Below are 19807 nucleotides of genomic sequence, written 5' to 3' on the forward strand. Positions count from 1 at the left end.
AAGAAAATCCGTCGCCGCCGCCGCAGGCTGTTAAGCTTACTGGATAATCTCAGAACAACACAGGAGCGAACATGGCAACACGCATCGAATTTTCAAAACACGGTGGGCCGGAGGTGCTTCAGGCGGTTGAATTCACGCCCCGCGATCCCGCTGAGCATGAAATTCAGGTCGAAAACAAAGCCATCGGTATCAATTATATCGACACCTATGTTCGTGGCGGCCTCTATCCGCCGCCGTCGCTGCCGAGCGGCCTCGGCACCGAAGCGGCCGGCGTCGTCAGTAAAGTTGGCCATGGGGTATCGCACATTAAGGTAGGCGATCGGGTGGTGTACGCCCAGTCAGCGCTCGGCGCCTACAGCACGGTGCACAATGTGCTGGCCGACAAAGCGGCAGTCCTCCCGGACGCCATCTCTTTCGAACAGGCCGCCGCGTCGTTCCTCAAGGGATTAACGGTCTGGTATCTGCTGCGCAAAACCTATGAAATTAAGCCTGATGAGATGTTCCTGTTTCACGCAGCCGCCGGCGGCGTGGGGCTGATAGCCTGTCAGTGGGCGAAAGCGCTGGGGGCGAAACTTATCGGCACCGTCGGCAGCGCGCAGAAGGCGCAGCGCGCCAAAGCGGCGGGCGCCTGGCAGGTGATTAACTATCGCGAAGAACCTATCGCGGAGCGGCTCAAAGCGCTCACCGACGGTAAGAAAGTCGCCGTGGTCTATGACTCGGTAGGGAAAGATACCTGGGAAGCCTCTCTGGACTGTCTGCAACGCCGCGGCCTGATGGTCAGCTTTGGCAACTCTTCCGGCCCGGTAACCGGCGTTAATCTGGGGATCCTGAACCAGAAAGGTTCTCTGTACGTCACCCGCCCATCGCTGCAGGGCTATATCACCAACCGGGAAGAGCTGGCGGAAGCCTGCAGTGAGCTGTTTTCGCTGATCGCCAGCGGCGTGATTAAAGTGGACGTGCCCGAGAGTCAGACCTATCCGCTGACCGAAGCGCGACGGGCGCATGAAGTTCTGGAGAGCCGGGTGACACAGGGGTCGAGTCTGCTGCTGCCGTAAGCGGACAAAGGGACAAAAGTTTAGGGCTTCCACCTGGGAAGCCCTTACTTTTTTTTAGTTCGGCTGTATGTAGGGTACAGCGCGATGAATTCGTTAACGCGCTAATAGTGACAGATTTGCGCAGTAATGCCTACGCGGTTCTGTGCAAAATTGTTCAGGTTGTGACATACCCCTCAATACCTTAGTAACGCCAACGGTTATTGTCGCGAAAAGCGTTTCCGTCCGGGGTTTTCAGTGCCCGAATAACCCACACCACCACCACCGCCAACAGCAGCCACGGCAGCAATTTAATCATTAAAGCAAACAAACCGCCGACGAACATCAGCGCCGTAGCCACCACGATGGCGGCGATAATCCCCAACAGCGATACACCGGTGACCAGCAGCATGACAAAAAATCCGATGACAAATAACAGTTCCAGCATGGCTCTCTCCCCACAGTCATTAATATGTCGCTCTGCAGGTATTACAAAAAACATGCCAACAATAAATAATTGAATTTAAAAGAAAACGCCCCGCAATGGTGTGCGAGGCGTGGTCAATTTCACCAGGTTTTGGTGAGAAACTAACGCTTATCGGCCACCAGCTTCAGGGCCTGCTCCAGCACCGCAATGTCGGCGCCGACTTTATGCGCATTCTCGCTCAGGTAGCGACGCCACTGGCGGGCGCCCGGGATACCTTGAAACAGTCCCAGCATATGACGGGTGATATGGCCCAGATAAGTACCCTTGCTGAGCTCGCGCTCAATATACGGGTACATGGCCCGCACGACGGCCACGGGATCGGCATCCGCGCCGGCGACGCCGAAAATCTCCCGGTCGACCGAAGCCAGAATGCCCGGATTCTGATAGGCCTCACGCCCGACCATCACCCCATCCATATGCTCAAGCTGTGCTCTGACTTCATCCAGCGATTTGATGCCGCCGTTAATCGCCATCGTCAGATGGGGGAAGTCGCGCTTCAGCTGCCAGACGCGGGGGTAATCCAGCGGCGGGATCTCGCGGTTCTCTTTCGGGCTCAGACCGGAGAGCCAGGCTTTGCGCGCGTGAATAATAAACATCTCACATTCGCCCTTGCCGGAGACCGTCTCTATGAAATCGTAAAGGAATTCATAGCTATCCTGGTCGTCGATGCCGATACGGGTCTTCACCGTGACCGGGATCGACACCACATCGCGCATCGCTTTGATACAGTCGGCCACCAGCTGGGCGTTCCCCATCAGACAGGCGCCAAACATCCCATTCTGCACCCGATCGGAGGGGCAGCCGACGTTGAGATTGATCTCATCATAGCCGCGCGCCTCGGCCAGCTTCGCGCACTGCGCCAGGGCCTGCGGATCGCTGCCGCCGAGCTGCAGAGCAACCGGGTGTTCTTCTTCGCTATAGGCCAGATAGTCCCCTTTGCCGTGAATAATCGCCCCGGTGGTCACCATTTCGGTATACAGCAGCGTATGCCGCGACAGCAGCCGCAGGAAGTAGCGGCAATGCCGGTCAGTCCAGTCGAGCATCGGCGCGATGGAGAAGCGGTGAGCAGGAAAAACAGGTGACGTTGATTCAGGCATCATGGCGAATAAATAAGCATCCGGGTAAAAAGGGGCGCTACTATAGCATAAAGATAAACCACAGGCGCGTAGTGCGCCGCGCTTCGCCCCTTCCCGGTGTCGATTACTTTATCCGCGGTTTGCCGTCATGTGGGCCAAAGAACTGCGGCGGATGATCAACCCAGCGATCCTGGCGCGTCGCGGCATAGCCGGGATTGAGCGGGTAGTAAATTCGGTTGTACTTTTTGTTGGCCTCACCCACCACCAACAGACGAACCTCCTGCTCGGTGTTATTGAGAAAGGTGTGGCAAACGCCGGTGCCGGCGGGGAAACCCACGCTATCGCCCGGCTCCAGCTTCCAGAGATAGCCGTTTATCCACACTTCCGGATAGCCCTCCAGCACATAGATGAACTCTTCCTCATCGCTCTCCGCGTGCGGGTAAGAGGTGCGCCGCCCGGGCGGCAGTCTCTCGTGGTGGATCCCCAGCCGGTTGAGGCGTAAACCGCGCCCCAGCGGCGCGCCAATGGAAAAACGCTCCGGGCTGTCGGGATAAGTGGCATCGTCGGGCCCTTCCAGTTCGCGCCAGTGGCGAATGCAATCAGGTCGTTTCATCGTTTTCTCCCGAAAATGAGACACTTCAGATATAGCATACCCTGGGTCAGGCGTGTTGCGATTAAATCGGGCATGACGGTTTTAGCGACCGGCTAAAGCGCAGCCTCCACGAGCGTCAGCGGCCAGCGCCAGGGAGTGGACTGGCGCCGACAATCTGAAGTATGACCCGCATCACCCGTCGGGTCTCGGCGTTTTCCGCGGAACGTGATAAAGTAACAGATTCAATTTCACGCAACCTGAGGATGCTCATGGATAAGTCCCCTTCGCAAGAGATGTTAGCGCATGCTGAAAAGCTGTGTGCGCAACGCGGCGTACGCCTGACCCCACAGCGTCTGGAAGTGTTGCGCCTGATGAGCCTGCAGCAAGGGGCAATCAGCGCCTACGACCTGCTGGATCTGCTGCGTGAGAAAGAGCCGCAGGCAAAGCCGCCGACGGTCTACCGCGCGCTGGAGTTTTTACTCGAGCAGGGTTTTGTCCACAAGGTGGAATCGACCAACAGCTATGTGCTGTGTCATCTCTTTGACCAGCCAACCCACAGCTCGGCCATGTTTATCTGCGACCGCTGCGGCGTGGTGAAGGAAGAGGCGGCTGAAGGGGTGGAAGATATCATGCACACGCTGGCGGCCAGAATGGGCTTCGCCCTGCGCCACAACGTGATTGAAGCTCATGGCCTTTGCGCGAGCTGCGTGGAAGTGGAAGCCTGCAGCACGCCGGGACACTGCCAGCACGATCATACGATTCAGCTCAAAAAGAAAGCCCGCTGAGCGGCAGCCGCAGCGGGAAAAAGGGTTAACGGCGCGTCCCTGCGCCATTTAGACAGGCACTAACACAAATGCTTCATTCTTCGGATCACGGAACGCTACCAGCGATAGTCGTTCTTATGCTCCCAGTCTGAGACTTCTTTCTCAGCCTGATCTTTCTCATAGCCGTAACGCTCCTGAATTTTGCCGACCAGCTGGTCGCGCTTCCCTTCGATTACGGTCATATCGTCATCGGTAAGTTTGCCCCACTGTTCCTTGGCTTTACCTTTCAACTGTTTCCAGTTACCGCCGATTTCGTCTTTATTCATGATAACGTCCTCATCATTCGGTGGGTTTACAGCCCGTTTTGTGCCGGACATGGTATTAACTATAGATGAGAATGCTGGCGCCGATTCGTTATTCGGAATTTTTAACCATAGCCTTCATTGGAAACGCTGAAGGTGGTTTTCCCGGCACGCGCTACGCTCGGCCGGGCTACTGAGTCGCGCCGGCAAGCCTGACGCGACCGGAGGACGTTCACCGATAATGGCGAGCTAGAGAAAGGGCTAACTAAACCAGGTGCCGCGTCGCCAGTGGCGGCGCCAGATCAGCGCCAGCGACAGGCCTCGCAGCGCGAGAAACACCGCCAGCGCCAGCCACAGGCCGTGATTGCCGAGCGCCGGGACCGTAAGCAGCGTCACGGCGAAGCCGGCCGCGGCGACCGCCATACTGTTCCGCATCTCCGCGCCGCGCGTCGCGCCGATAAACATGCCGTCCAGCAGATAGCACCAGACCCCGACCACCGGCAGGATGGTCTGCCAGATCAGATAGCGATCGGCCAGCTGCTGCAGGGAAGGCAGTGAGGTTAACAGCGCGATGATGTACTCCCCCGCCAGGCTGTAAACCAGGGCAAACGCCAGCGCCACCATACCGGACTGCCGGCAGGCCGCCCGCCACACCTCCAGCAGCTGGCTGCCGTCGCGCGCGCCGTAGGCCTGGCCGGAGTGGGCCTCCACGGCATAGGCAAAGCCATCCAGCGCGTAGGCGGTAAAGGTCAGCATGGTCATCAGTACGGCGTTGACCGCCACGATATCGCTGCCCAGACGGGCGCCGTAGACAGTCAGCGCGCCAAAGCACAGCTGCAGCAGCAGGGAGCGCAGCATGATGTCGCGATTCAACGCCAGCAGACGGCGCATGTCGCCGCGCCAGGCGTTTTTCAGCATCGCCAGCGACACGCCGCGCAGCGTCAGCACCCGCTTCGCCATCATCAGGCCGATAATGAGAGTGGCGTACTCCGCGGTGACCGTGGCCAGCGCCGCCCCCTGGACGTTCATCCGCAGGCCCATCACCAGCCACAGGTCGAGCACAATATTCAACAGATTACCGACCACCAGCAAAATCACCGGCGCCCGGGCATACTGGACCCCCAGCAGCCAGCCGAGCAGCACAAGGTTGGCCAGCGACGCGGGAGCGCTGAGCCAGCGGATATCGAGAAACCGTCTCGCCTGCTCGAGAACCGCCTCGCTGCCGCCGACGATATGCAGGGCGAGGTTAATCAACGGCAGGCGAAACAGGATAATCAACACCCCGGCGCCCAGCGCCAGAGCCAGCGGCTGCACCAGCGCCCGTGCCAGTCGCAGCGGATCTTTGGCCCCCCAGGCCTGAGCGGTCAACCCGGTGGTACTCATGCGAAGAAACAGCAGCAGCATAAACAGGAAACTGGTGGCCGTCGCTCCGACCGCGACGCCGCCGAGGTATACCGGGCTGTCAAGGTGGCCGATCACCGCGGTATCCACCAGCCCCAGCAGCGGGACGGTGATATTGGAGAAAATCATGGGGAGTGCAAGGCGCCACAGCGCTTTATCGGCAGCGTTGAGCAGCATGTTCGGAGACCTAATTGAGGACAAACGTCGCAGCGTCATGCATCAGATGACGCTGCGCAGGGGCAGACGTTACAGCCATTCTCCATTACGGATCACGCCAACGGCCAGACCCTCAATGGTAAAACTCTGCTGACGCAGATCGACAACGATAGGGGTAAATTCGCTGTTTTCCGGCAACAGTTCGACGACGTTGCCCTGCTTTTTCAGGCGCTTCACCGTCACTTCATCGTCAATGCGCGCTACCACCACCTGGCCGTTACGCACATCCTGGGTTTTGTGGACCGCCAGCAGATCGCCATCCAGAATACCGATGTCTTTCATCGACATCCCGCTGACGCGCAGCAGAAAATCGGCGTTGGGCTTGAACATCGACGGGTCGACCTGATAGTGGCCTTCAATATGCTGCTGCGCCAGCAGCGGCTCACCGGCGGCGACGCGGCCGATCAGCGGCAGGCCGTGCTCTTCTTCCGTCAGCAGGCGGATACCGCGCGAGGCGCCGGAGACGATCTCGATTGCGCCTTTACGCGCCAGCGCTTTCAGGTGTTCTTCCGCCGCGTTTGGGGAACGGAACCCCAAGCGCTGAGCAATCTCCGCACGCGTCGGCGGCATGCCCGTCTGGCTGATATGATCCCGAATGAGATCAAACACCTCTTGCTGCCTGGTCGTTAACGCTTTCATTCCGCCCCCTGGGTGTATATACAGTTATGCTGTGAGTATATACAGCTAACGGTGATTTTGGAACCACATGGCACACAAAAATCGGCAGATTGTTTATATTTTGCGAGGGTTAGCGAAGAACGTTAGTGATAATGGCTCCACAGCAGCGTTCCCCAGGTGATCAGCGCGATGATTATCGCCAGCAGGACCGCCGCTGACCCCATGTCTTTGGCGCGCCCTGAAAGCTCATGATAATCCGAGCCAATACGGTCCACGACCGCCTCAATCGCGCTGTTGAGAATTTCGACTATCATCACTAGCAGGACCGAGCCAATCAGCAATACGCGGGTGATGGCGTCGACGTCCAGCCAGCAGGCTATCGCGACGGCCACGATGGCGGCGACACCTTCCTGACGAAACGCGGCCTCGTTGATCCACGCCGCGCGAAATCCTTTCCAGGAGTAACCTGCCGCCTTAATGATTCGGGTTAACCCGGTGGTATTATTGGCCATCACAAAACCTTTTTATGTAAATGACGTCGATGAGTGTACGCGTTTGCCGCGCGGTAACGGAAATTTTGCCCGCTTTCTGTTATTCTTGCCGCGCATTTGCATGATTAACCAGAGGCTTCACATCGTTTATGTCCGGCTGGCAACGAATTTACTATAAATTACTGAATTTACCATTACGGGTGCTGGTAAAAAGCAAGTCTATTCCGGCAGAGCCTGCTCAGGAATTAGGACTCGATACCTCGCGTCCGGTCATGTACGTCCTGCCCTATAACTCCAAGGCGGACCTGCTGACGCTGCGCGCCCAATGTCTGGCGCATGATTTACCTGACCCGCTTGAACCGCTGGAAATCGACGGCGCCCTGCTGCCGCGCTACGTATTCATCCACGGCGGGCCGCGCGTATTCACCTACTACACGCCAAAAGAAGAGTCCATCAAGCTGTTCCATGACTACCTCGATCTGCACCGCAACCATCCGGATCTCGATGTGCAAATGGTGCCGGTGTCGGTGATGTTCGGCCGCTCGCCGGGTCGTGAGAAAGGGGAAGTTAATCCGCCGCTGCGGATGCTTAACGGCATTCAGAAATTTTTCGCCGTCTCCTGGCTCGGCCGCGACAGCTTCGTGCGCTTCTCGCCTTCCGTATCGCTGCGCCGCATGGCGGATGAGCACGGTACCGATAAGATCATCGCCCAGAAACTGGCTCGCGTCGCGCGGATGCATTTTGCCCGCCAGCGCCTGGCCGCCGTCGGCCCGCGTCTGCCGGCCCGCCAGGATCTGTTTAACAAGCTGCTGGCGTCGAAGGCCATTGCCCGGGCGGTGGAAGACGAAGCGCGCAGCAAGAAAATTTCCCACGAGAAGGCCCAGCAGAACGCGATTGCGCTGATGGAAGAGATTGCCGCGAACTTCTCTTACGAGATGATCCGCCTGACCGACCGCATTCTCGGCTTCACCTGGAACCGCCTGTACCAGGGCATCAACGTGCATAACGCCGAGCGCGTACGCCAGCTGGCGCACGATGGCCATGAGATTGTCTATGTCCCCTGCCACCGCAGCCACATGGACTATCTGCTGCTCTCTTACGTCCTGTACCACCAGGGGCTGGTGCCACCGCATATCGCGGCGGGTATCAACCTTAACTTCTGGCCAGCCGGGCCAATCTTCCGCCGCCTCGGCGCATTCTTTATTCGCCGCACCTTTAAGGGCAATAAGCTCTACTCCACGGTGTTCCGCGAGTACCTTGGCGAACTGTTCAGCCGCGGCTATTCCGTAGAGTATTTCGTCGAAGGCGGCCGCTCCCGTACCGGCCGTCTGCTCGATCCGAAGACCGGTACGCTGTCGATGACCATCCAGGCGATGCTGCGCGGCGGCACCCGGCCGATCACCCTGGTGCCGATTTACATCGGCTACGAGCACGTGATGGAGGTAGGGACCTATGCCAAAGAGCTGCGCGGCGCCACCAAAGAGAAAGAGAGTCTGCCGCAGATGGTGCGCGGCTTAAGCAAGCTGCGCAATCTTGGCCAGGGCTACGTTAACTTCGGCGAACCGCTGCCGCTGATGACCTATCTGAACCACCATGTGCCGGAGTGGCGGGAAGCGATTGACCCGATCGAAGCGGTCCGCCCTTCCTGGCTGACGCCGACGGTGAATAACATCGCCGCTGACCTGATGGTACGCATCAACAACGCCGGCGCGGCCAACGCCATGAACCTCTGCTGTACGGCGCTGCTGGCCTCCCGCCAGCGTTCGCTGACCCGTGAGCAGCTCACCCAGCAGCTGGAGTGTTACCTCGCGCTGCTGCGCAATGTGCCCTATTCGCCGGATGCCACCGCGCCGTCCGCTTCGGCCAGCGAGCTTATCGACCACGCGCTGCAGATGAACAAGTTCGAAGTCGAGAAAGACACCATTGGCGACATCATCATTCTGCCGCGCGAGCAGGCGGTGCTGATGACCTACTATCGCAACAACATCGCCCATATGCTGGTGATGCCGTCGCTGTTAGCCGCCCTGGTGACTCAGCATCGTCATCTCAGCCGCGCCGAAGTGCTGCGCCATGTGGAAACGCTCTATCCGTTCCTCAAAGCCGAGCTGTTCCTGCGCTGGGAGAAAGCGGAGCTGGCCGGAGTGATGGATGCGCTGATTGCCGAGATGCTGCGTCAGGAGCTGATCGTCATCGATGGCGATGTGATGAGCCTCAACCCGTCGCACTCTCGCTCTCTGCAGCTGTTGGCCGCAGGCGCCCGCGAGACGCTGCAGCGCTACGCCATTACCTTCTGGCTGCTGAGCGCTAACCCGTCTATCAACCGCAGCTCGCTGGAGAAAGAGAGCCGTACCGTGGCTCAGCGCCTGTCGGTGCTGCATGGCATCAACGCGCCGGAGTTCTTCGATAAAGCGGTATTCAGTACCCTGGTGCTGACCCTGCGCGATGAAGGCTATATCAGCGATACGGGCGATGCCGAGCCGGAAGAGACCCTGAAGGTCTATCGGATGCTGGCGGATTTGATTACGTCGGATGTACGTCTGACGATCGAAAGCGTCACGCAGGACGACGCGTAACGCGGCGTTTGCTGTCCTCCTCGCCCCCCGGCAAACCGGGGGGATGGGGACAGGGATTTTACAGGTAGCTCATCGCCAGGCCGAGGAACAGCACCAGCCCAACGTAGTTATTGTTCATAAACGCTTTAAAGCAGTTATCGCGGTCACGATTGAAGATAAGCTTCTGCTGCCAGCCAAACAGACCCGCCGCCACGAACAGCGACCAGTAGTATTCCCAGCCCAGCCCGTTCAGCCAGCCTACCGCGCCCATCAGCGCCAGCACGGCCACCTGCAGGATACCGATAATCAGACGATCGTTTTCGCCGAACAGGATCGCCGTCGATTTAATGCCGATCTTGACGTCGTCATCGCGATCCACCATCGCATACTGGGTATCGTAGGCCACCGCCCACAGAATGTTGGCGAGGAACATCAGCCAGCAGCTCAGCGGCAGCGATTCGCTGACGGCCGAGAAGGCCATTGGGATCGACCAGCCAAAGGCCGCCCCCAGCACCACCTGCGGCAGATGGGTGTAGCGCTTCATAAACGGATAGACCCACGCCAGCGCCAGCGCCGCCACCGACAGCAAAATCGTCATGGTGTTGAGGGTGAGCACCAGCAGGAAGGAGAGCAGCACCAGAACGATAAACAGCGTTCGCGCCTCTTTCTCGGTGACGTCGCCGCTCGGCAGCGGACGGCGGGCGGTACGCTTTACGTGACCATCAAATTTTCGATCGGCATAGTCATTCACCACGCAGCCGGCGGCGCGCATCAGCCAGACGCCGGCGACGAACACCGCCAGGATCCACAGCGGCGGGACGCCCGGCGAGGCCACCCACAGCGCCCACAGCGTCGGCCACAGCAGCAGCAAGGCGCCGATCGGTTTGTCAGTGCGCATCAGGCGATGAAACGCCAACAGCTTATTCTGCGACAGACTCCACTCCATTTTTTCTTCCTCTTAGTACAACGGCGACGCAGGCAAAAACAGCTCGGTCAACAGCAGGGGTTTGCCGCTCAGCCGCAGACGGGAACGACGCCCCCACAGCGCTGCATCGCGACCAATTTCAATAAAATCGCGGGTTAACGTCGACGACGTGAACAGGTATCGGCCCAGCGGGGTCTGCCCGAGCTGCTGTAGCGCCAGCTCCGGCCCACACAGCGTCGACTCCGGCACCACCGTGCGCCCGGCCAGCCAGGGCTCGCCATCGGCATTGAGTATAATCTCCCGCAGCCAGTAGCGCGGCTCGTCGGGCAACAGCGCCGCTTCGTCAGCCAGCGCCTCACGCCCGATATACCCTTCGTTAACCAGGGTGACGGTGACCTGCTTTCCTTGTTGATCAAAACGCTGGGTCATTGAGTCCTCCAGCAGCAGCCAGTCACTCAGGGGCGGCGCCAGGGGCGGCATAACGGCAAAATAGCGCAGCGCACGCAGTCGCGTAAGCGCAGGATGGGACATGCCTGATTCTCCGGTACATAACGTGAGAGCATTGTATCGCAGAATAGGCGGTTGGTGGCGGGCAAACGTCAATATACGATCATTCACGCAACAGCCATGCAACAGACCGCCGCGCGTGCAAAAAAAGGTGCATCCCGGAGGATGCACCTAAAGGCTGTGCCTAAACATCAGCATTGTGGGGAGACGATTACCCCTTGCCTTTTACACTGCTGATAAAGGTGGAACGAGCGGATTTCGAGCCGAGGCGCTCAGCTTCGTTCATCAATTTCAGGGCTTTATCGATGTCACCTTGTTTCACCGCCTGCTTAATACCGTTGTTGAAGTAGGTCTCGGTATCGCTGAGCATCGGTTCGCTTTTGGCGGCCGGCGCCGCAGCGGCTGCGGCGGCTGGCGCGGCTACCGGCGCCGCGGTGTTACCGACGGTGACCGGGCCCGGGCCGGAGGAGCCGAACAGCGGCCCCACCAGCACGCTGGAGGTGCTGTTGGTTTTCACTTTCAGCTTCAGCACGCCATCGGTGGTATGTTTGGCGATCGGATCCGGGATGTCCGGCGCCGCATTGCCTGCGCCTTTGGCATAGGCCTTCGCCGGATCCAGCAGGGTGGTGGTCTGCTGGAGATCTTTTTCAGTGGTAAACACCAGCACATAGAGCTTCTGCTGGCCCAGCGCCGGGGTCAGGCGCATCACTCCGCCCAGGCGATCGGCAGTCATCACGCCCGGCTGCTGATAGGTAAAGTAGTTGCTGGGAAAGAACGCCGCTGGCGTCATGTTCTGGTCGAGAATCAGCACGTTCGGCGCAAAAATCTGTTTATGTTTGTTCAGTTCGCTGTCGAGGGTCAGGGTCAGCTCACCGATATTGGCCGGCACGCTCCAGGCGGCGACCGGTCCGACGATCCCTGGAACATCCAGGCGTTGACCGCCGGTGGTTAAATCTACGCTCTGCGTCTTCGATTGATCGGCAGGCGTCCAGATCAGCTGCTGCAGCGCGCTGGCTGGAATAGACGGCGCGGCGCTGGTGTTCTGCGGTACAAAGTTAACATCGGCAAGGCTCATCCCCGGCACGCATGCCAACATCCCTGCGGATAAACACAGAGCGACGAGAGTTTTCTTCATTTTCATTCTTCTCACCTTGGATAGCATCGGTTTAGCGGTAGCCAGGCAATAGCGCGCTAACCCTGAATAGTCAGGAGGGGCCGATGCCCCTCCCAGGTTACACCCGTCCTGCGGACGGTATTACCACCACACTTCCATCTGGGCACCGAAGGTAACTTCGCTGTCGTCACCGCGGCTGGAGGTGAAAGCGCCGCTTCCGCTGCTGTCTTTCGTCTGCAGACCAGAGGTGTTGCTGTAGCCCCAGTTTTCATCCCACTTCGCGTAGGTTGCGAAGATACGGATAGCCGGACGAGACCAGACGCTGTTGCCTGCCTGCCACTGTTGAGCCAGAGTAATTTTGTACTGGTTGTTGTTTTCGCTGGTACGCTGAGATTTCACGTTGTCGTAACCGATTTCCAGCTGGGTGCTCATGATCGGCGTCCATTTGTACATCGGACGAACACCCACGGTGTACCAGGTGGAGCCGTTTTTGCTGTCCAGATCCACGTCCTGGTACATCGCAACGTACATCAGGCCCCAGTCATCGTTGAAGTCCATCGCGCCGTGATCCAGAACGCGGATCATGCTGCCGTTGTTATCGATGCTGGTTCCCTGAGAGTGGCCGCTGTTCCAGGAGGTCATTGCGTCAGTGGCGTACTGAACCACAAACTTGTTGAAGCCGCCCCAGATGGACTGAGTATGTTCACCGGTCCACATCCAGCCGTCTTTCGACGCGCCGTCTTCCAGGCGATAGTCATCCTGCGGGTTCGCACGGCCGTAATCGACGCCTAACTCCAGCACGCCGCCCGGGTTGGTTTCCAGGCCCGCCAGACGGATGTCAAAGACGTCGTTGGCAGTTTTCGCAGCATATTTCTTGGTGTCATCGCTGGAGAAAGTATAAGAGCCGCCGCTTTCTGAGTTACGGGTAGCGGCCAGAGAGAGCTTACCGAAGCCAAGGTCAACGTTTTCCAGACCTGCACCCGGGCCGGAGATATCCCAGTAGTAGAAGTCGATCATGTGAACGTCATGACGCTGATAGAAGCGTTTACCCGCCCACAGCGTGGAGCCCGGCAGCCAGTCGATCAGGTTTTTACCCTGGATGTTGGCTTCACGGAACGCCGGAGAGGTGCTTTCCCAGTCATCTTCCTGATTCACGGAATAGGCAACGTTAGTATCGAAATAAAAACTCTTATCTCCTTCCTTCCACAGCTCCTGGCCCAGCTTCAGTTCCGCATAGGTTTCACATTCGTTACCAAGACGGTATTTACTTTGAGCGCCGGTCGCTTTGAAGCACTGTTGCTCGCCGCCGCTGCCGGTCCAGCCAATGCCGGAACGCGCGTAGCCATGGAAATCGACAGCCAGCGCCTGAGCAGACATAACGCCTGCCGCGACGGCGACCGCCAGTGGAAGTTTGCGCAGAGTAATCATCATTCTATCTCCTGAGATCATTGCTTTTCTTTGCACGCTTCGCCGGTGTACCGCCAGCCGGGTTCGCGCCTTTTTTTAATGGGAAGCCTTACACGCCCGGCTCTTTATGCAGCCGACGACAAGCGGTGCCATCCTCACGGAATAAATGGCAACGTTCTGGCGGCAAACCGATAGCGAATGTGGCTCCCTCTTCTACCAACACCACGTCGTTCTGGCGGTAGACCAGGTTTTGACGGATGGCGGGGATCTGGATATGAATTTGCGTTTCGTGACCTAACTGCTCGACAACCTGAACCTCGCCTTCGAGGGTCACATCGGCGATATCGCTGGGCAGTAAATGCTCCGGGCGGATACCTAAGGACATGTTGGCGCCCGCCTGAACGTTGGCGCTGTCCACCGGTAGCCAGATTTGCTGACGGTTTGGCAGTTCAACCTGCACCTGATCGATAGCCGTCGCGGTGACTTTGACCGGCAGGAAGTTCATCTTCGGTGAACCGATAAAGCCGGCGACGAAGCGGTCAGCCGGATAGTGATAGAGTTCCAGCGGTTTCCCGACCTGCGCCACACGGCCGGCGTCGAGGACCACGATCTTGTCCGCGAGGGTCATCGCTTCCACCTGATCGTGGGTCACATAGATCATGGTGCGGCCCAGTCGCTTATGCAGACGGGAGATTTCGATACGCATCTGAACGCGCAGGGCGGCATCGAGGTTGGAGAGCGGCTCATCCAGCAGGAAGACGCTCGGCTCAGCCACCAGCGTACGGCCAATCGCCACACGCTGGCGCTGACCGCCGGAGAGGGCTTTCGGTTTACGCTCCAGCAGATGGGCCAGCTGCAGCACTTCCGCCACCTGGGTCACCCGCTGGTTAATCAGATCTTTTTTCGCGCCGGCCAGCTTCAGGCCAAACGACATATTTTCCGCAACGGAAAGGTGGGGATAGAGCGCATAAGACTGGAATACCATCCCAACGCCGCGTTCTGCCGGTGGGATCTCGTTCATGCGGGTGTCACCGATAAACAGGTCCCCGCTGGTAATAGTTTCTAACCCGGCAATCATACGCAGCAGGGTAGATTTGCCGCAGCCCGATGGCCCGACAAACACGACGAATTCCCCTTCGTGGATATCGAGATTGATATCTTTCGATACCACCACGTCACCCCAGGCTTTCGTTACATTTCGCAGCTGTACGCTCGCCATGCCCTTCTCCCTTCGTTACAACCTGTCACTAACAGTCACATTCAAGATGGGTCGACTATGCGGCATTCATTAGCCGGGCAAATCCTCCACCCCCCGGCTTTTTTATGGGGGAGGAGATGGGAGGATGAGAGATTGGCTCTCGCCGCGGGGGATGGCGGGCAGCGGGTGATTTCGTGATGGAGGCGACAAAATTGGGCGCTTTTTTCTGTGCTCCAGGACGCAATACGGCCGTTTTTGCAATGGAGATCACACAACCAGCGGGTGGGGCGTAGACCTGGGGAGGATGGAAAGGGGTTGTTAAAAAAGGAAACTCATCATCGTTAAGCCACCGAAGTGTATCCACGAGTACAACACCAAAAAGGACGGGTATATGAAAATCAAAACTGGCGCTCGCATCCTCGCGCTGTCGGCACTGACCACGATGATGTTTTCCGCCTCTGCCCTCGCGAAAATTGAAGAAGGTAAGCTGGTTATCTGGATTAACGGCGACAAAGGCTACAACGGCCTCGCTGAAGTGGGTAAAAAGTTTGAAAAAGACACCGGCATTAAAGTTTCTGTAGAACACCCGGACAAGCTGGAAGAGAAATTCCCGCAGGTTGCGGCGACCGGCGACGGCCCGGACATCATCTTCTGGGCGCATGACCGTTTCGGCGGCTACGCGCAGTCCGGCCTGCTGGCGGAAATCACCCCGGACAAAGCGTTCCAGGACAAACTCTATCCGTTCACCTGGGATGCCGTTCGCTATAACGGCAAACTGATCGCCTACCCGATCGCGGTGGAAGCGCTGTCCCTGATTTACAACAAAGACCTGGTGCCGAACCCGCCGAAGACCTGGGAAGAGATCCCGGCGCTGGATAAAGAACTGAAAGCGAAAGGTAAGAGCGCGCTGATGTTCAACCTGCAGGAACCGTACTTCACCTGGCCGCTGATCGCTGCCGACGGCGGATACGCGTTCAAGTTTGAAAACGGCAAGTACGATGTGAAAGACGTCGGCGTGGACAGCGCAGGCGCGAAAGCGGGCCTGACCTTCCTGGTTGACCTGATCAAGAACAAGCACATGAATGCCGATACCGATTACTCCATCGCGGAAGCGGCCTTCAACAAAGGTGAAACCGCGATGACCATCAACGGTCCGTGGGCGTGGTCTAACATCGATAAGAGCAAGGTTAACTACGGCGTGACCCTGCTGCCGACCTTTAAAGGCAAACCATCGAAACCGTTCGTTGGCGTGCTGAGCGCGGGGATCAACGCCGCCAGCCCGAACAAAGAGCTGGCGAAAGAGTTCCTCGAAAACTACCTGATGACCGATCAGGGTCTGGAATCCGTTAACAACGACAAACCGCTGGGTGCGGTGGCGCTGAAATCCTTCCAGGAAAAACTGGAAAAAGATCCGCGCATCGCTGCCACCATGGCGAACGCCCAGAAAGGCGAAATTATGCCTAACATCCCGCAGATGTCTGCCTTCTGGTATGCCGTTCGTACCGCGGTTATCAACGCCGCCAGCGGTCGTCAGACTGTCGATGCTGCGCTGAAGGATGCCCAGAGCCGTATCACTAAGTAATGCTGTAGCGTACGTGCCGGATGGCGGCATAAATGCCTTATCCGGCCTACACAATCCGTAGGCCGGATAAGCGCAGCGCCATCAGGCACTGACGCCGACAGATGTTTAACGCTGTAGAGGATGATCCCCATGGATGCCGTTAAAAAGAGACACTGGTGGCAAAGTCCGCAACTCACATGGTCTGTGATTGGCTTACTGTGCCTGCTGGTGGGTTACCTTGTTGTTTTGATGTACGCCCAGGGGGAGTACCTGTTCGCCATCATGACGCTGATTTTAAGCTCAGTTGGCCTGTATATTTTCGCTAATCGCAAGGCCTATGCCTGGCGCTATGTCTATCCCGGCCTCGCCGGCATGGGCCTGTTTGTCCTGTTTCCGCTGATCTGTACTATCGCTATCGCGTTCACCAACTACAGCAGCACCAACCAGCTGACCTTTGAGCGCGCGCAGCAGGTGCTGATGGATCGCTCCTTCCAGGCCGGCAAAGCCTATAACTTCACGCTGATCCCGGCAGGCGACGAGTGGAAGCTGGCCCTGACCGATGGCGAGAGCGGTAAAAACTACCTTTCCGATGCCTTTAAATTCGGCGGCGAGCAGAAGCTGGCGTTAAAAGAAACTGACGCCCTGCCGGAAGGCGAGCGCGCCAACCTGCGCGTCATTACCCAGAACCGCACCGCGCTGAACCAGCTGACCGCCGTACTGCCTGATGACAGCAAAGTGATCATGAGCTCGCTGCGCCAGTTCTCCGGCACCCAACCGCTGTATACGCTTGGCGAAAACGGCGAGCTGACCAACAATCAAACCCACGTCAAATACCGCCCGAACAACGACGTTGGTTTCTACCAGGCAATCAACGCCGATGGTAGCTGGGGCACAGAAAAGCTGAGCCCGGGCTACACCGTGACTATTGGCTGGGATAACTTTACCCGCGTCTTCCACGATGAAGGCATCCAGAAACCGTTCTTCGCGATCTTCGTCTGGACGGTGGTGTTCTCGGTTCTGACCGTGGTGCTGACCGTCGCGGTGGGGATGATCCTCGCCTGCCTGGTGCAGTGGGAAGCGTTGAAAGGCAAAGCGATTTACCGTGTCCTGCTGATTCTGCCGTATGCCGTACCGTCATTTATTTCGATTCTGATTTTCAAAGGCCTGTTCAACCAGAGCTTTGGTGAAATCAACATGATGCTCAGCGCGCTGTTCGGCATTAAACCGGCGTGGTTTAGCGACCCGACCACCGCGCGCACCATGATCATCATCGTCAACACCTGGCTGGGCTACCCGTACATGATGATCCTGTGCATGGGGCTGCTGAAGGCGATTCCGGATGATCTGTACGAAGCGTCGGCAATGGATGGCGCCGGCCCGTTCCAGAACTTCTTTAAAATTACCTTCCCGCTGCTGATTAAGCCGCTGACGCCGCTGATGATCGCCAGCTTCGCCTTTAACTTTAACAACTTCGTCCTGATTCAACTGTTGACCAACGGCGGTCCGGACCGTCTCGGCACCACCACCCCGGCCGGTTATACCGACCTGCTGGTGAGCTACACCTACCGTATCGCCTTTGAAGGCGGCGGCGGTCAGGACTTCGGCCTGGCGGCGGCTATCGCAACGCTTATCTTCCTGCTGGTTGGCGCGTTAGCGATTGTGAACCTGAAAGCCACACGCATGAAGTTTGATTAAGGGAGATAACGATAATGGCTATGGTCCAACCCAAATCGCAGAAGCTACGTTTATTTACCACGCATCTCCTGCTACTGATTTTTATCGCCGCGATTATGTTTCCGCTGCTGATGGTTATCGCCATCTCGCTGCGCGAAGGCAACTTCGCCACCGGCAGCCTGATCCCGGATACCATCTCCTGGGAACACTGGCGTCTGGCGTTAGGCTTCAGCGTCGAACACGCGGATGGCCGCGTCACGCCGCCGCCGTTCCCGGTCCTGCTGTGGCTGTGGAACTCGATTAAGGTCGCCGGGATTACCGCGATCGGCATCGTCGCCCTCTCCACCACCTGCGCCTACGCTTTTGCCCGTATGCGCTTCCCGGGGAAAGCGACCCTGCTGAAAGGGATGTTGATTTTCCAGATGTTCCCGGCGGTGCTGTCGCTGGTTGCCCTGTACGCGTTGTTTGACCGCCTGGGCCAGTACATCCCGTTCGTCGGCCTCAACACCCACGGCGGCGTGATCTTTGCCTACATGGGCGGTATCGCCCTGCACGTCTGGACGATTAAAGGCTACTTCGAAACCATCGATGGCTCGCTGGAAGAAGCGGCGGCGCTGGATGGCGCGACCCCATGGCAGGCGTTCCGCCTCGTGCTGCTGCCGCTGTCGGTGCCGATTCTGGCGGTGGTCTTTATTCTGTCGTTCATCGCCGCCATCACCGAAGTGCCGGTCGCCTCGCTGCTGCTGCGCGATGTGAACAGCTATACCCTGGCGGTAGGCATGCAACAGTATCTCAACCCGCAGAACTATCTGTGGGGCGATTTTGCCGCCGCGGCGGTACTCTCCGCCATCCCAATCACGGTAGTGTTCCTGCTGGCGCAGCGCTGGCTGGTGAACGGCCTGACGGCGGGTGGGGTGAAAGGTTAAGTTTTTTTTGTAACACCGGCCCCAAATTTCAGATGGGGGCCGACGGTCTAGCCGCAATACACGACCCCAACCGGGTATTGTCGCCGTCGCCCTCAGCTGAAAAAGTAAGGCCAATGCCACTGCTATCCTCAACTGGACCCTACATAAATTCTATTTGTGACTGTTGGTCAGCGGCCCTGGAGGCCGCTTTTTTTTATTCGCGTTTCAGGCGATTGGAGTTACACAGCCAGAGCGTAATCACCAGGATCAGGATCGCGGCGGAGTATATGAGCACCGCCATCGGCGATTCATGATCGATGATGATCAAACGCACAATCGCGGTGATGCCGATATAGACGAAATAGCGCAGCGGGAAGTGGAACCCCGACTGAAAATACTTGACGATCAGCGCGATAAATTCGAAGTAGAGAAAGTAGACCACCAGTCCTTCCACCAGCCGGTACTTACTGGTCGGCTCCGGGGTAAAGAGGACATCGGCCAGATGCAGCGTCTCTTTACCGAGGAAGACGATCAGGATAATCCCCAGGCACAGCAGCCCCAGATTCAAAACCGTTTGCATCGCAGTGGCGATAAAATTCACCAGTGGGCGATAAACCGACGACATATTCACACCTCATAATCAGTCCTTGTTGCGTCCGGTATAGCGCAAAAGTGTGATCCAGATCTACAGTTACCCCTCACCGCGTGGGCTTTCCACGTTTGCGCCCTCAGGACAGGATTTCGGCAAAAGAGAAAAATGCTCTCCTTAACGGCGTGTGATCGACATAACTGAATCCCCTTTTTTGTATAAAACTATCCCTGCACAGTCATTGTTAATCAATAACTTAATTTACATACAGACCTGCATGTTTAGATAAGGCTAAAAATAAAATTTTTCTCCAGACCTTAATAAATAAAGGGTTATTTGAGAAAGTTTTTTTCTGCCGATTCCCTTAGCATATTTCCTCATCATCTTACGTCCAGGA

The 19807-nt window shown here is 57.6% G+C and carries 19 protein-coding genes and 1 pseudogene; 7 read left to right on the forward strand and 13 right to left on the reverse strand.

Annotated features, from left to right (window positions below; genetic code table 11):
* Window positions 1-71: 71 nt before the first annotated feature.
* Complete coding sequence (locus tag K5R89_RS13765) at window positions 72-1055, forward strand: quinone oxidoreductase (protein ID WP_023291630.1); 984 nt, start codon at window positions 72-74, stop codon at window positions 1053-1055.
* A gap of 181 nt (window positions 1056-1236) precedes the next feature.
* On the opposite strand, the gene pspG is transcribed toward K5R89_RS13765, so the two are convergent.
* From pspG to K5R89_RS13780, 3 genes are all read right to left on the reverse strand, one after another.
* A complete protein-coding gene (gene pspG, locus K5R89_RS13770) occupies window positions 1237-1479 on the reverse strand; it encodes an envelope stress response protein PspG (RefSeq protein WP_004206297.1) in 243 nt (80 codons plus the stop codon).
* Window positions 1480-1619: 140 nt separating this feature from the next.
* Window positions 1620-2618, reverse strand: coding sequence for a tRNA dihydrouridine(20/20a) synthase DusA (gene dusA / locus K5R89_RS13775; protein ID WP_217220527.1), 999 nt, complete (start codon window positions 2616-2618; stop codon window positions 1620-1622).
* A 100-nt stretch (window positions 2619-2718) separates the two neighbouring features.
* Window positions 2719-3207 carry a cupin domain-containing protein gene (locus K5R89_RS13780; RefSeq protein WP_023291628.1) on the reverse strand — a complete coding sequence of 163 codons (489 nt, stop codon included), beginning with the start codon at window positions 3205-3207 and terminating at the stop codon, window positions 2719-2721.
* Window positions 3208-3455: 248 nt separating this feature from the next.
* Here K5R89_RS13780 and zur point away from each other — a divergent pair, with 248 nt between their 5' ends.
* A complete protein-coding gene (gene zur, locus K5R89_RS13785; protein ID WP_023291627.1) occupies window positions 3456-3971 on the forward strand; it encodes a zinc uptake transcriptional repressor Zur in 516 nt (171 codons plus the stop codon).
* A gap of 95 nt (window positions 3972-4066) precedes the next feature.
* Here zur and K5R89_RS13790 read toward each other — a convergent pair whose 3' ends face one another.
* The gene (locus K5R89_RS13790; protein ID WP_023291626.1) at window positions 4067-4276 is read right to left on the reverse strand and encodes a CsbD family protein; all 210 of its coding nucleotides are present in this window, start codon (window positions 4274-4276) and stop codon (window positions 4067-4069) included.
* A 65-nt stretch (window positions 4277-4341) separates the two neighbouring features.
* Between K5R89_RS13790 and K5R89_RS13795 the strand changes: the two are divergent.
* Window positions 4342-4468: pseudogene (locus K5R89_RS13795) on the forward strand (hypothetical protein).
* A gap of 45 nt (window positions 4469-4513) precedes the next feature.
* On the opposite strand, the gene dinF reads toward K5R89_RS13795, so the two are convergent.
* The 3 genes from dinF to K5R89_RS13810 all read right to left on the reverse strand — a co-directional run bounded on the left by dinF (window position 4514) and on the right by K5R89_RS13810 (window position 6999).
* Window positions 4514-5830, reverse strand: a complete 1317-nt coding sequence (gene dinF / locus K5R89_RS13800; protein WP_044525128.1) for an MATE family efflux transporter DinF — start codon at window positions 5828-5830, stop codon at window positions 4514-4516.
* A 69-nt stretch (window positions 5831-5899) separates the two neighbouring features.
* Window positions 5900-6508, reverse strand: a complete 609-nt coding sequence (gene lexA, locus K5R89_RS13805; protein WP_004206291.1) for a transcriptional repressor LexA — start codon at window positions 6506-6508, stop codon at window positions 5900-5902.
* Between the two features lie 122 nt (window positions 6509-6630).
* Window positions 6631-6999, reverse strand: a complete 369-nt coding sequence (locus K5R89_RS13810) for a diacylglycerol kinase (RefSeq protein ID WP_004206290.1) — start codon at window positions 6997-6999, stop codon at window positions 6631-6633.
* A gap of 128 nt (window positions 7000-7127) precedes the next feature.
* On the opposite strand from K5R89_RS13810, the gene plsB reads away from it, so the two are divergent.
* A complete protein-coding gene (gene plsB / locus K5R89_RS13815; protein WP_017900122.1) occupies window positions 7128-9551 on the forward strand; it encodes a glycerol-3-phosphate 1-O-acyltransferase PlsB in 2424 nt (807 codons plus the stop codon).
* A gap of 58 nt (window positions 9552-9609) precedes the next feature.
* Here plsB and ubiA read toward each other — a convergent pair whose 3' ends face one another.
* The 5 genes from ubiA to malK form a co-directional block, all read right to left on the reverse strand.
* Entirely contained in the window at window positions 9610-10476 is an 867-nt protein-coding gene (gene ubiA / locus K5R89_RS13820) for a 4-hydroxybenzoate octaprenyltransferase (protein WP_002884808.1), read from the reverse strand.
* 12 nt (window positions 10477-10488) lie between these two features.
* Window positions 10489-10986, reverse strand: a complete 498-nt coding sequence (ubiC, locus tag K5R89_RS13825; protein WP_217259471.1) for a chorismate lyase — start codon at window positions 10984-10986, stop codon at window positions 10489-10491.
* 187 nt (window positions 10987-11173) lie between these two features.
* On the reverse strand, window positions 11174-12103 hold the full coding sequence (malM, locus tag K5R89_RS13830) for a maltose operon protein MalM (protein ID WP_008807310.1): 930 nt from the start codon (window positions 12101-12103) through the stop codon (window positions 11174-11176).
* 114 nt (window positions 12104-12217) lie between these two features.
* Window positions 12218-13507, reverse strand: a complete 1290-nt coding sequence (locus K5R89_RS13835; protein ID WP_002884747.1) for a maltoporin — start codon at window positions 13505-13507, stop codon at window positions 12218-12220.
* Between the two features lie 85 nt (window positions 13508-13592).
* Window positions 13593-14702 (reverse strand): maltose/maltodextrin ABC transporter ATP-binding protein MalK, encoded by a 1110-nt coding sequence (malK, locus tag K5R89_RS13840; RefSeq protein WP_002884743.1) that lies wholly within the window; start codon window positions 14700-14702, stop codon window positions 13593-13595.
* 370 nt (window positions 14703-15072) lie between these two features.
* Here malK and malE point away from each other — a divergent pair, with 370 nt between their 5' ends.
* From malE to malG, 3 genes are all read left to right on the forward strand, one after another.
* Complete coding sequence (gene malE, locus K5R89_RS13845) at window positions 15073-16263, forward strand: maltose/maltodextrin ABC transporter substrate-binding protein MalE (RefSeq protein WP_004206285.1); 1191 nt, start codon at window positions 15073-15075, stop codon at window positions 16261-16263.
* A gap of 129 nt (window positions 16264-16392) precedes the next feature.
* A complete protein-coding gene (gene malF / locus K5R89_RS13850; RefSeq protein ID WP_023291623.1) occupies window positions 16393-17937 on the forward strand; it encodes a maltose ABC transporter permease MalF in 1545 nt (514 codons plus the stop codon).
* A gap of 14 nt (window positions 17938-17951) precedes the next feature.
* Window positions 17952-18842: a maltose ABC transporter permease MalG gene (malG, locus tag K5R89_RS13855; protein ID WP_002884725.1), complete on the forward strand. Its 891-nt coding sequence runs from the start codon at window positions 17952-17954 to the stop codon at window positions 18840-18842.
* A 193-nt stretch (window positions 18843-19035) separates the two neighbouring features.
* Here the strand turns inward: malG and psiE are convergent, their stop codons facing one another.
* Window positions 19036-19446 carry a phosphate-starvation-inducible protein PsiE gene (gene psiE / locus K5R89_RS13860; protein ID WP_004206282.1) on the reverse strand — a complete coding sequence of 137 codons (411 nt, stop codon included), beginning with the start codon at window positions 19444-19446 and terminating at the stop codon, window positions 19036-19038.
* Window positions 19447-19807: the final 361 nt, after the last annotated feature.

Origin of the sequence: Klebsiella sp. TF21-TM (assembly GCF_019753495.1) — a bacterium.
Classification (GTDB): domain Bacteria; phylum Pseudomonadota; class Gammaproteobacteria; order Enterobacterales; family Enterobacteriaceae; genus Klebsiella; species Klebsiella quasipneumoniae.

Coding starts and splice junctions, on each gene's coding strand:
- K5R89_RS13790 (WP_023291626.1), bottom strand. CDS start 4,276: ATGAATAAAGACGAAATCGGCGGTAACTGGAAACAGTTGAAAGGTAAA.
- dinF (WP_044525128.1), bottom strand. CDS start 5,830: ATGCTGCTCAACGCTGCCGATAAAGCGCTGTGGCGCCTTGCACTCCCC.
- zur (WP_023291627.1), top strand. CDS start 3,456: ATGGATAAGTCCCCTTCGCAAGAGATGTTAGCGCATGCTGAAAAGCTG.
- ubiA (WP_002884808.1), bottom strand. CDS start 10,476: ATGGAGTGGAGTCTGTCGCAGAATAAGCTGTTGGCGTTTCATCGCCTG.
- ubiC (WP_217259471.1), bottom strand. CDS start 10,986: ATGTCCCATCCTGCGCTTACGCGACTGCGTGCGCTGCGCTATTTTGCC.
- lexA (WP_004206291.1), bottom strand. CDS start 6,508: ATGAAAGCGTTAACGACCAGGCAGCAAGAGGTGTTTGATCTCATTCGG.
- K5R89_RS13780 (WP_023291628.1), bottom strand. CDS start 3,207: ATGAAACGACCTGATTGCATTCGCCACTGGCGCGAACTGGAAGGGCCC.
- malM (WP_008807310.1), bottom strand. CDS start 12,103: ATGAAAATGAAGAAAACTCTCGTCGCTCTGTGTTTATCCGCAGGGATG.
- K5R89_RS13810 (WP_004206290.1), bottom strand. CDS start 6,999: ATGGCCAATAATACCACCGGGTTAACCCGAATCATTAAGGCGGCAGGT.
- dusA (WP_217220527.1), bottom strand. CDS start 2,618: ATGATGCCTGAATCAACGTCACCTGTTTTTCCTGCTCACCGCTTCTCC.
- plsB (WP_017900122.1), top strand. CDS start 7,128: ATGTCCGGCTGGCAACGAATTTACTATAAATTACTGAATTTACCATTA.
- K5R89_RS13765 (WP_023291630.1), top strand. CDS start 72: ATGGCAACACGCATCGAATTTTCAAAACACGGTGGGCCGGAGGTGCTT.
- malG (WP_002884725.1), top strand. CDS start 17,952: ATGGCTATGGTCCAACCCAAATCGCAGAAGCTACGTTTATTTACCACG.
- K5R89_RS13835 (WP_002884747.1), bottom strand. CDS start 13,507: ATGATGATTACTCTGCGCAAACTTCCACTGGCGGTCGCCGTCGCGGCA.
- malE (WP_004206285.1), top strand. CDS start 15,073: ATGAAAATCAAAACTGGCGCTCGCATCCTCGCGCTGTCGGCACTGACC.
- psiE (WP_004206282.1), bottom strand. CDS start 19,446: ATGTCGTCGGTTTATCGCCCACTGGTGAATTTTATCGCCACTGCGATG.
- pspG (WP_004206297.1), bottom strand. CDS start 1,479: ATGCTGGAACTGTTATTTGTCATCGGATTTTTTGTCATGCTGCTGGTC.
- malK (WP_002884743.1), bottom strand. CDS start 14,702: ATGGCGAGCGTACAGCTGCGAAATGTAACGAAAGCCTGGGGTGACGTG.
- malF (WP_023291623.1), top strand. CDS start 16,393: ATGGATGCCGTTAAAAAGAGACACTGGTGGCAAAGTCCGCAACTCACA.